Here is a 10,250-nt window from a genome sequence, read left to right on the forward strand (position 1 = left end):
AACGGGCGGCGACGGTTTGAACGCCTCCGCTGATCGTGGGATTGCACCCCCCGCGCATCAAGGCCCGACCGCGGACATGGTCAGGTCACAAGACTGCGCCGCGCGGCCCCGACGACCTCCCCGGTCAGCTTGTCGAGCAGATGCGCGCCAATCCGGGCGTGCTGCCAGTACAGCGGCACATCCAGCGCATGCCCCGGCGCAAGATCCATCAGACGGCCGGCCGCGAGATGCTCCGTCACCATCGGCAGCGGATGCACGCTCCAGCCCAGTCCGGCCAGCGAGGCGTCCAGGAAACCATGGGTAGACGGCAGCCAGTGGGTCGGCGCGGCCAGTTCGATGCCGACCACCGCGCGGGCCCACCGCGCCTGGAGCGTGTCCCGTCGGTCGAACCGCAGCATCGGCGCCTTCGCCAGGGTCTGCGCGTCGACACCGGAGGCGAACCAGCGCCGCATGAAAGCCGGCGAGACCGCCGCGACATAGCGCAGGGCACCCAACGCGATCGTCCTGCACCCCTGGACCGACGCCGCATCCGTGGTCACGGCGGCCAGAACCTCGCCCGAGCGCAGGCGTTCGGCCGTATGGCCCTCGTCATCGATCACAAGGTCGAGCAGCACGTCGCCCGCCTGTGCGAAGGCCGCGATCGCCGGCAGGAACCAGGCGCCCAGGCTGTCGGCATTGACCGCGACGCGCACCGTCGGCGCCCCCTTGCCGGTCGCCTGTCCCGCAAGCGCCGGCAACGCCGCGACCATTTCCCCTTCCAGCAGATGCACGCGCGCGAAATGGGCGCACAGCCGCGCGCCGACCGGCGTCGCCGTGCAAGGCTGGCCGCGTACGATCAGGATGGCACCGAGACGCTCTTCAAATGTCCGCACCCGCTGCGAAATCGCGGACGGCGTGACGCCGAGCATGATGGCGGCACGCTCGAAACTGCCTTCGCGCACAACGGAGGCGACGGCGGCCAGGGATGTGTAATCGAGCATCTGCATTAGATATACTTAACCACGCGTAGGAACTTAAGCTGGATTACACACGGCCCGCCGGGCATGAAAGCGCCATGTCCCTTTCCTCCAGCTTCGCCAGCGGCTTCGGCCTCTCGGCCGCCCTGATCGTCGCTATCGGCGCCCAGAACATGTTCGTCCTGCGCCAGGGCCTGCGTCGCGAGCATATCGTGCCCATCGTCATGTTCTGTGCGTTGGCCGATCTGGCGCTGGTGGCGGCAGGCGTGGCCGGAATCGGCCAGGTCCTCGCGATCCTGCCCGGGCTGGCGCAGGTCCTGACGCTTGGGGGAACCGCGTTTCTGCTCTGGTATGGGCTGGACGCCCTGCGGCGGGCGATCGCGCCGGGAACGCTGGTTGCGGACGCGGGGGGCGGGAACGCGACGCTTGCCGCCGTCCTCGGTCGCGCGGTGGCGTTCACCTTCCTGAATCCGCACGTCTATCTCGATACCGTCATGCTGATGGGGGCGGCGGGCGGCGCCCTGCCGGGCGCGATGCGGCCGGTATTCGTGGCGGGCGCGGGAACGGCCAGCACCACGTGGTTCGTGGCCCTCGGGTTCGGGGCGCGGCTTCTCCGGCCCGTCTTCGCCCGGCCCGTCGCCTGGCGGATCCTGGACGGTCTGGTTGCGGCGACGATGTTCGCCCTCGCCGGCCTGCTGGCGGCACGGGCCTGGGCCGGATGGCATTGACCGGCGGATAAGGTTGCCGACCCGCCACACGGCGTGAACGGTCAGGGCTTCTCCGGCAATTGCCAGTCGATGGGCGTCAAACCGTTCTTGACCAGGAATTCGTTCGCCTTGGAAAAATGCCGGCAGCCGAAAAAGCCGTTATGTGCCGAGAGCGGCGAAGGGTGAGCTGCCTTCAGGACCAGATGCTTCGACGAATCGACGAAGGCGGCCTTTCTCTGGGCGTAGGCACCCCACAACATGAAAACCACCGGCCGCTCCTGCGCATTGACGCGGGCAATGATCGCGTCGGTGAAGCGTTCCCACCCCTTGCCCTGATGCGATGCGGCGCAGGCGCGTTCGACGGTCAACACGCTGTTGAGCAGCAGGACACCCTGCTTGGCCCAATGTTCCAGAAAGCCGTGACGCGCCGGCGGGATGCCGAGATCCGCCTGGATTTCCTTGTAGATATTGGCCAGGGACGGCGGAATCCTGACGCCCGGCCTTACACTGAAGCATAATCCATGGGCCTGGCCGTCCCCATGGTAGGGATCCTGCCCCAGGATGACGACCTTCACGGATTCGAGCGGCGTCAGGTCCAGCGCCCGAAAATACTCTCCACCCTTCGGAAAAATGACCTTGCCGCTGTTCTTCGACGCGATCAGAAAATCTTTCAGCGCACGCATGTAAGGCGCGTCGAATTCCGGTGCCAGCGCCTCTCTCCAGCTTTTGGCGAGTCTGACCGTTTCTGCCGTCATAGCATTCCCCCTTGGGGCGCCATTTAAACCACATGGGGCAGAATACCAGCGGGCCGTCACGTGCCCGACGCACATCGGAAGGCATCCCGCGCACATAACGCTTCTGCGAGAAGCGGCAATTCCGGCAACCTCGCCGGTGCGCGCCTGTTCCATTCCAAGGCATCCCGCCGGCCGCCCTGCCCTGCATTCGACGATCGGGCAGACATCGAACAGGAGGTCAGCGAATGGGCGCACCGACTGCCTATCCGGATCACGATCCGCCCCTGCGGGATTTCCCATTCCCGCAGCGCGATGGAAGGGACGTCCCGCGGCGATGCCGGTCGTTCGATGGGGGATCGCCATCGGTCCTCGATTGTGAAGCCATGCCGACCATGACCGTCGTAGATCCGATGTCCGAGGTCTGCGCGACAATGGCCATCCGCGACATCATGCCCGGCATGCCGGGCGGTTCTGACGCCCTGCGCGATGTCGCCCGGCCCAGGATCCTGCGTCGCCCGCCCGCTTCGCCCCCGTCGGGATAGAGGTCTTCCCACGATGATCCGCCCCCCCGCTGGCACGGCGCGCCTCCACTGGATCGGCGTCGCATGGGACCTGGTCCGGAAGACGGTGAGCGGCTTCATCGCCGACGAGGGGCTGAGCCGTGGCGCGGCCATCGCGTTCTATACGATCTTTTCGATCGTCCCCATCATGGCGATCATCATGGATATCGTCGGGGTCGTCTATGGTCCCGATACGACACAGGGTGCCGTTGCCGACCAGCTGCGTGGCCTGATCGGCCAGGAAAATGCCGACGCCGTGCAGGCGATGATCGCCGCCGCGCATCGGCGTCCCGCCGGCCTGATGGCACGGGTGGTCAGCGTGGTCATGTTGCTGATCACCGCGACCGGCGTGTTCGGGGAAATGCAGACGGCCCTGAACGTGATCTGGAAGGCCGGCTCCCCGCTGGAAGATCTGTCCGCACGCCGCCTGCTGCACCAGCGCGTCGCCAGCCTGGGACTCGTCGGTGCCCTGGCCTTCGTGCTGATGGTGTCACTGACGTTGAACGCGGCCGTCAGCGCCGTCATGAAACGCATTGAATGGATCGTTGCGGACATTGCCATCCTCGTGCAGATCCTGAACCTGATCCTGACCTTCGGGCTGGTCACGCTTCTGTTCGCGGCCATCTACAAGATCCTGCCCGATACGCCGATCGCCTGGCGCGATGTCTGGACCGGCGCGATCGCGACCGCGGCGATGTTCATGGTGGGCGAAGCGCTGATCGGGTTCTACATCAGCCATGCCGTCTCCGCGGCGTCCTACGGCGCGGCCGGGGCACTGATCGTCGTGATCCTGTGGGTCTATTATTCCGCGCAGATCTTCCTTATCGGCGCGGAATTCACGCGGGCGTTTGCCGCGCGCCGCAAAACCGCGGCGTGACCCTTTCCGTCCTGGACGTGACCACCCACGGGCGGACGGCACGGCGCAACCAGCCACGACCCCGATGCGTTCGGACGTCCGTCATGCCGGAGGCCGGGAGGAGACGGTGCATTCATGGCGGTTTCGGAGATCCTGATCCTGCGTCATGCGGAAAAGCCCGACAAGGAAAGGCAGGAAACCGGCCTTTCCCCCGAGGGGCTGACCGACGATCGCGCCCTGAACGCCCGGGGCTGGCAGCGTGCGGGCGCGCTCGCCCTGCTTCTGGGCCGGGACGGGCGGGTTCGCCCGGATCTGCCCAACCCGGAGAAAATCTACGCCTCCGCCCTCCGCGAAGGAGGAGGACACAGCCACCGGCCCCAGCAGACGGTGGGGCCGCTCGCGGCACGGCTGTCGCTGGAGGTGAAACTGGACTGGAGCCTGAACATGGAGGCGCCATTCGCCGAGGAACTGCGGCGCCATGCAGGCACGCAGCTGGTATGCTGGCAGCACGAGGGGATCGCGGCACTGGCGCGTGCCATTGTCGCCCCGCAGGTTCTTTCGGAAATTCCAGCCGGCTGGACCTGGCCGAAGGCACGTTTCGACGTGATCTGGTGCCTCCGCCGGCAGGCCGCCACAGGACCGTGGCAGTTCGCCCAATATTGCCAGCGGCTGCTGCCGGGCGACCCCGAAACGCCTCTGGAATTCGGTACCTGACGGCAGACCCCCGATCCTCCGCCGCCCGTCCCCGCCTTCATCGGTGCGCAGTTGCGCCCAATGGCCGGGAGGAATCTGCGCGCGAGAACCTGAAGGGTCGCGTCGGTCCGAAAGCCTTCGCGCCCCCTGTGGAAATCAGGTCTGATCGGGCGCGGGGGCCGAGTTCAGGTGGATATAGCGCTCGATCCCGACCAGCTTGATGAGGTCGAACTGACGGTCGAGGAAATCCTCATGCTCTTCTTCGTTCTCAAGGATCTTCAGCAGAAGATCGCGCGATACGTAATCCCGCACGCTCTCGCAATACGCAATCCCTTCACGCAGGTCGACCAGCGCCTTTTCCTCGAGCTTGAGGTCGCATTCCAGGATCTCCTTGACATCCTGGCCGACCAGAATGGTGTTCAGGCGCTGCACGTTCGGTAGACCGCCCAGGTAGAGGATGCGCTCGATCAGCCAGTCGGCGTGGCGCATTTCCTCGATCGATTCCTCATATTCCTTCTTGCCCAGCAGGGTCACGCCCCAATGGTTCAGGGTGCGGGCATGCAGGAAATACTGGTTGATCGCGGTCAGCTCGTTCGTGAGCTGCGTGTTCAGGTGCTCGATGACCTTGGGGTCCTTGATGGGCATGGACGCTGCTTTCTTATCTCGTGGGAAGTCGTCACTCCGCTGTATCGCAGCACGCGATGCTTTGTAAATTCAAAAAACGCAGCAATATCAATGTTCTAATACACATGATTATCAATCTCAACCCAAGGTTGGCACGTAATCCAGTGCTGTCAGGGGCATAGTCGACACCAGGGTGCGCCCGCTCTCCCGCGGATGAGGATTCTTTTCGCGCGGACACGTTGCCTGGGATCCTGGCGCCGCTCCGGCGCAAGGCGGTGTACTCGCCGTTTTGTCATGGGTGTCCTGCCATCTTTTTGATGCAAATAAGAATCTGTCGCATATAAGATCAGACGACGACAGACAAGGGAGCCGGCACGGCAGTGCCCGGAAATAGCCATGACCCATCAGGCAACATCCATGAACGGTCTTTCACCCAGCGAACGCCTTGCGCTTCGTGCGATGCGTCATTTCATGACCAACCCACCCCGGACAGACACATCGCCGGACGGCCCGATGACGCGTCTGTCGCTGTCCTGGCTTTCGGAGGATTATCCGCATCTGGCGAAAACGCTTGCCGATGCCGCCGGGCAGATGCCGCCCGGAGCCCGGGGCCCGTCCGGAATCGGGCCATTCCAGGCGCCTACGGTGGTCGAACATCATCTGCTGGATGCCGTCGAGGTTTCCCAGAACGGGCGGGTCACGGATCTCCGGCGGGCGCTGCGGCCTGTCTTCCCGGAAGGGGATATCCCCGATCGGGTGATGGCGGCGCTGGCCATGCTGGGGGCATGCCTTGCAGGCACCGGTTCCCTTCTGGGCGCCGGACGTCTGGCTGGCCGGACCGCCAATGGTGGCATGAACCGGTCACCGTTGCCGACTGGCTCCGCGAAGTGACGGATCAGGAGAGCGGCCCTTCTGGTGCCATCCCGTCACATTTTGCCGGCGTTCCCCCCATAAGGGCGATTTCCTGACACGCGAATTGCTGCCGGATGCCCAGGCCGCAGGATCAGGCGTTAAACGGATGTCATGCTGCGGCGCCGTTCCGGAGAAACAAAACCGTCACCTGCCGGGCATCGGGCCCGGGCAGGATTTACGGCCCAGCCTGTCCGAAGATCTGACGCCGATCGCGAACCAGACTGCCGGCCCGTCTTGCGCAGGCGTTCCAGCGCATCGGATCGGCAAGGATTTGGGCGGGTATTATCTTTACGCCGCGTTCACAAACCGTTTTCCTGAGGGGAGAGGAATTCCTTCCCTTTCTTCATCCCTCGTCCGCGACGAAGCGCATCCGTCACGGAACAGATCGCGCCGGCAGGGCCGCCGCGATCTGTCCGAACGTTAGAAGCGGCCGGTCAGGGTCACGAAGAACTGCCGCGGCGCGACAGGATAGGCGGTATATTGCTTTGACGCGTTCGTCGCCAGGATCGTATCCGCGCCGCGCGTGTTCGTCAGATTGGTGATATTGAACTGGATGCTGCTTTCCTTCAGGACCGGCAGGGCATGAGAGGTATAGCCGCTGCTGAAGCTGAACAGCGCCATCGGGGGCACCGACAGATCGTTCAGATAGGTCGCATAGCGCTTGCCGATATAATCGCCGGTCAACTGGGCAAAGAAGCCGTTATTGTTATAGGCGAAAATGAACTTGTTCATCCAGTCCGGCACCGCCACGACGTTCTTGCCGGCGGTCGCGACGCTCGTGCTCCCCGACATATAATTGTTGTCGTAGACCGAATGGTTGTACGACACCGCGTCATAGAGCGAGAAATGGCGTCCGAACCGCAGGGTGAATTCCATGTCCGCCCCGTTCGTCGTCACGCCGCCGACGTTTTCCAGAAGCGACGCCGCCCCGGTCAGGCTGGTGATCTGCGGCGAGGAACTGACGGTCAGCAGGCGGTTCGAAAAATCGACGTGATAATAGGAGATCTGTCCGTCGATCGCCTGGATCGGGCCGAATGCCAGCGGATGGTTGAAACGCCAGCCGGTCTCATACGTCCAGGAGGTCTCGGGCTTTCCTTCGCGGCGGAATGCCTCGAACCCGGCCTGGCTGGGAATGCCCCACGGCGTGGCATAGCCGAAGCCCAGCGCCTGGAACCCCCGCATGTTTTTCTGGATGTTCGCGAACAGTTGGTCATGCGGGCCCAGATGCCAGGTTGCACCGAAATCGGGCAGGAAGGCATCGGTCGCATCGATCTGGCCGCCGGCCGCCGTGCTGGCCCCCGCCGGTGACAGCGAAGCCGCAAGGGCCGGAACCGTCAGCCTGCCGTTGGTATATTGCAGGCTGGATTTGAACCCGGCCTGCAGCACGACACCAGGCAGAACATGCCACTGGTCCTGGATATGGGTCTGGAAGGTGTTGGTGTAGAAATCATTGGCAAACTGGTTGATCAGCGGATCGGTCGGCCGGGTATAGGGCGACAGCGGATCGGTGGCCGAAAACGGATACCAGCGGCGTTCGAACGTGTTCACGTTACGCTCGTACCAACCGCCGATCTCGATCGTGTGCGCGCCGATCTTGTAATCCAGCGCCGATGTCAGCCCGACGCGATTGATGGAATATTCCGTGGTGCGGTTGGTGAAGCCCGAGCCGCCGAACAGCTGGACGATATTCTGCCCCGGGTAATAGGCCTGGAGGATCTTCGAAATGCCCGACGCATTCACCGGCGTGGTGACGACGCCCGCCGAGGCATCATGGTGCCCGTACACCGTGTTCGTCCACGTGAGCGCGTCGGAAAAATGATGCTCGTCGCGGATATAGCCGATGAAATCCTGGCGGATCGCGGTACTGGCGTAATCGCGGAAATTCAGCCCGGCGGCGGCCGGCGGCGTGCCACTTTTGTCCAGGTACGCCATCGCCTGGGTCAGGTCGGGATAGAATGACGGCCGGGTATAGACGTCGGATGGGAACACGACGGCGTCTTCGTTACCTTCCGCCTTGTCCATCCAGTCGAAATAGGTGGTGATGCGATCGGTGGCGCCGTCATGGACGAACTTGACGTTGACCTGCTTGCCGCCCTGATGCTCGTGATAGTCCCACGCCCGTGCATCCTGTCGCAGGAAGCTGATATAGGCGCTGTTGTTATTGCCGAACGTACCCGTATCGAAGCGGCCGAATGTCCGGAATGCCGCATAGCTGCCGAAGGATTGCGAGATGCGTCCGCCGCGCGTGGCCGTCGGGTCGGACGAGACGGTCTGGATCGTGCCGCCCAGGTTGCTGCTGGATGCCGTGCCCAGGTCACCCGCGCCGGACGACAGCGAAACGCGCGCCACGTTCTCGCTGCTGACGGTGCGCTGCGGAGACAGGCCGTTATAATTGTTATAGGTCTGGTCGCCCAGCGGAATGCCATCCATGGTGAAGCCCAGCTGGCTTTGTGCAAAACCATGGATATAGATCGCGGCGTTCTGCTCGGTCGCGCCCCAGGGGTCTGCCGTGGTGTAGACCACGCCCGGCAGGACCTCCAGCGCCTGCAGCGGCGACATGCCGGGCAGCAACCGCTGGATCTGCTTTTCGCCGACCGTGATTTCGGAGCGGACCCGCCGGGCGGTGGCCACGATGGATTCGCTCTGCGGCCCCGCGGCCGGGGCGTTTTTCAAGGCAGGCATGCTGCCACGCGGCGTCCCGGCTGCCGTCGCCCCGCCGGCGGCCTTCCTGCCGGCCGCGTTGGGCTGCGTGTCCGCCGCCGCTGCCGTGGACGCGATGGCCTTTTGCTGCGGCAAGGTCACCGCGGACGTTCCCAGGGCAGCCAGCCCCATGGCCGCCAGGCGCGATGAGCGCCGAACGTGTGATAGCCGGAACAAATGCATATCCCATCCAGATTAAAAAAGTTTCAGAGACGGGACCTTGTGCAATAACTCCTATTTGATTTGTGTATAGATTTTGCGAAGGTTTTGTTACAGTTTTATGACGCCATCCCTGTCCCCATAACGGCGGATTTCCGCCACTGCGTCGGTCTTCGGCAGCCTTGGGGCGGACTGTAACCAGGGAAAAGCTGATGGCTGAGAGCCTGTCGGGAAATGCGCGCTGGTGAGCGAGAGCGGCCGTTCGAAGCCGCGCCCGTCGTGTGTTTCCGAGCATCGGAGCGGAGCGGCCTTGATGGCCGCCCGCCGCGAAGCACAGGAAACGCACGTCGGATCGCCGCCAGCGCGCATTTCCCAACAGGCTCTGAGAGTCGGCCCCCCTGCCCGGCTTCCGATCAGAGCGATCAGCTCCTTTTCGCCTCGTGGGGGCGGTAATTGCGATCGAGGCAGTGCTGCCCTCCAGCTTGTGGCATTGACAGCATCCCCATGCCTCGCCGCGAACAGCCTGCGGCAAGGGGCACGCCGGCGCGCCACGCCATGAACCGGCGGGGCGAAGGCGGGACCCTCAGGGGCCCCGCCGATGCCGGATGTCAGCTCTTGCCGTGGCTATGCTGTCCGCCCTTGCGTCCGGCCTCCGCCGCCCGTTCAGGATCTTCGGCAAAATTTCCAGGATTATGTTGGCCGCCTTTATGAGCGGCCTCCGTGCTTTTCCCGGGATTGTCCGCAACGCCCCCCGAACTGTGTTGTCGGCTCTTATGCCCCGCTTCGGACGCTTTTTCCGGATTATTGGCGAAATTTCCCGGATTATGTTCCTTGCCTCCCCCGCCACGACTGTCGGCGGGCGCCATCGCGCGGAGATCGAAATGCTGGATGCAGATACGATCAATCATGATCGATCCTCCCATATACTCTAATATTATTGTTATAATATCATTGTTTTTCCTCACCCCCGTCAGGGCGTTCAGTGAGGAAGAAGCCCGGCCGATCCAGCCGGGACGCATTCAACGGCGCGGCGTCCAATCGGTTCCCACACCACGCGATTCCGGCAGGGCCACGGAGCAGCCGGAACCGAAGGCAGGCCGATCCGAAAGGCACCAGAGACATATCCAGCCACAAGTGGGGCAAAAGGCAGACACCGGCCGTGCCGACACGCCTTGTCGTTCCGGGACCGCCTGCCTTCTTCCGCCGGGCTGGCCACGCGCCGGCGTCCACGTGCGTACCGGGAGAAACCCGCGTGGTTCTGCCGCGTAGACAGCACTGCCCCGCCGTGAAATGTCCGCCGAGGCGCAACGGCATTGCGGCCCCGGCCGCTTTTCATGCAAGACATGAAA

10 protein-coding genes are annotated in these 10,250 nt (G+C 63.8%); 5 read left to right on the forward strand and 5 right to left on the reverse strand.

Annotation, left to right across the window (positions count from 1 at the left end; translation table 11 throughout):
- Nucleotides 1-80: 80 nt before the first annotated feature.
- Nucleotides 81-986 (reverse strand): LysR family transcriptional regulator ArgP, encoded by a 906-nt coding sequence (locus HLH28_RS15455; RefSeq protein ID WP_456305446.1) that lies wholly within the window; start codon nucleotides 984-986, stop codon nucleotides 81-83.
- Nucleotides 987-1,054: 68 nt separating this feature from the next.
- On the opposite strand from HLH28_RS15455, the gene HLH28_RS15460 reads away from it, so the two are divergent.
- On the forward strand, nucleotides 1,055-1,684 hold the full coding sequence (locus HLH28_RS15460; RefSeq protein WP_182960813.1) for a LysE/ArgO family amino acid transporter: 630 nt from the start codon (nucleotides 1,055-1,057) through the stop codon (nucleotides 1,682-1,684).
- A gap of 41 nt (nucleotides 1,685-1,725) precedes the next feature.
- Here the strand turns inward: HLH28_RS15460 and ung are convergent, their stop codons facing one another.
- Nucleotides 1,726-2,571 (reverse strand): uracil-DNA glycosylase, encoded by an 846-nt coding sequence (ung, locus tag HLH28_RS15465; RefSeq protein WP_338029751.1) that lies wholly within the window; start codon nucleotides 2,569-2,571, stop codon nucleotides 1,726-1,728.
- 218 nt (nucleotides 2,572-2,789) lie between these two features.
- Between ung and HLH28_RS15470 the strand changes: the two genes are divergently transcribed.
- The 3 genes from HLH28_RS15470 (at nucleotide 2,790) to HLH28_RS15480 (ending at nucleotide 4,527) form a co-directional block, all read left to right on the forward strand.
- Complete coding sequence (locus HLH28_RS15470; protein ID WP_182960815.1) at nucleotides 2,790-2,939, forward strand: hypothetical protein; 150 nt, start codon at nucleotides 2,790-2,792, stop codon at nucleotides 2,937-2,939.
- Nucleotides 2,940-2,952: 13 nt separating this feature from the next.
- A complete protein-coding gene (locus tag HLH28_RS15475; protein ID WP_182960817.1) occupies nucleotides 2,953-3,834 on the forward strand; it encodes a YihY/virulence factor BrkB family protein in 882 nt (293 codons plus the stop codon).
- 114 nt (nucleotides 3,835-3,948) lie between these two features.
- Nucleotides 3,949-4,527 carry a histidine phosphatase family protein gene (locus HLH28_RS15480; protein WP_182960819.1) on the forward strand — a complete coding sequence of 193 codons (579 nt, stop codon included), beginning with the start codon at nucleotides 3,949-3,951 and terminating at the stop codon, nucleotides 4,525-4,527.
- A 135-nt stretch (nucleotides 4,528-4,662) separates the two neighbouring features.
- Here the strand turns inward: HLH28_RS15480 and bfr are convergent, their stop codons facing one another.
- Nucleotides 4,663-5,151: a bacterioferritin gene (bfr, locus tag HLH28_RS15485; RefSeq protein ID WP_182960821.1), complete on the reverse strand. Its 489-nt coding sequence runs from the start codon at nucleotides 5,149-5,151 to the stop codon at nucleotides 4,663-4,665.
- Nucleotides 5,152-5,643: 492 nt separating this feature from the next.
- Between bfr and HLH28_RS15490 the strand changes: the two genes are divergently transcribed.
- Nucleotides 5,644-6,021: a hypothetical protein gene (locus HLH28_RS15490; RefSeq protein WP_182960823.1), complete on the forward strand. Its 378-nt coding sequence runs from the start codon at nucleotides 5,644-5,646 to the stop codon at nucleotides 6,019-6,021.
- A 441-nt stretch (nucleotides 6,022-6,462) separates the two neighbouring features.
- On the opposite strand, the gene HLH28_RS15495 is transcribed toward HLH28_RS15490, so the two are convergent.
- Together HLH28_RS15495 and HLH28_RS15500 are read right to left on the reverse strand one after the other, a co-directional pair.
- Nucleotides 6,463-8,844 (reverse strand): TonB-dependent receptor, encoded by a 2,382-nt coding sequence (locus HLH28_RS15495; RefSeq protein WP_220790127.1) that lies wholly within the window; start codon nucleotides 8,842-8,844, stop codon nucleotides 6,463-6,465.
- 665 nt (nucleotides 8,845-9,509) lie between these two features.
- Nucleotides 9,510-9,809, reverse strand: coding sequence for a con-10 family general stress protein (locus HLH28_RS15500; protein ID WP_182960827.1), 300 nt, complete (start codon nucleotides 9,807-9,809; stop codon nucleotides 9,510-9,512).
- Between the last annotated feature and the right edge of the window lie 441 nt (nucleotides 9,810-10,250).

Origin of the sequence: Gluconacetobacter tumulisoli (assembly GCF_014174155.1) — a bacterium.
Lineage (GTDB): Bacteria > Pseudomonadota > Alphaproteobacteria > Acetobacterales > Acetobacteraceae > Gluconacetobacter > Gluconacetobacter tumulisoli.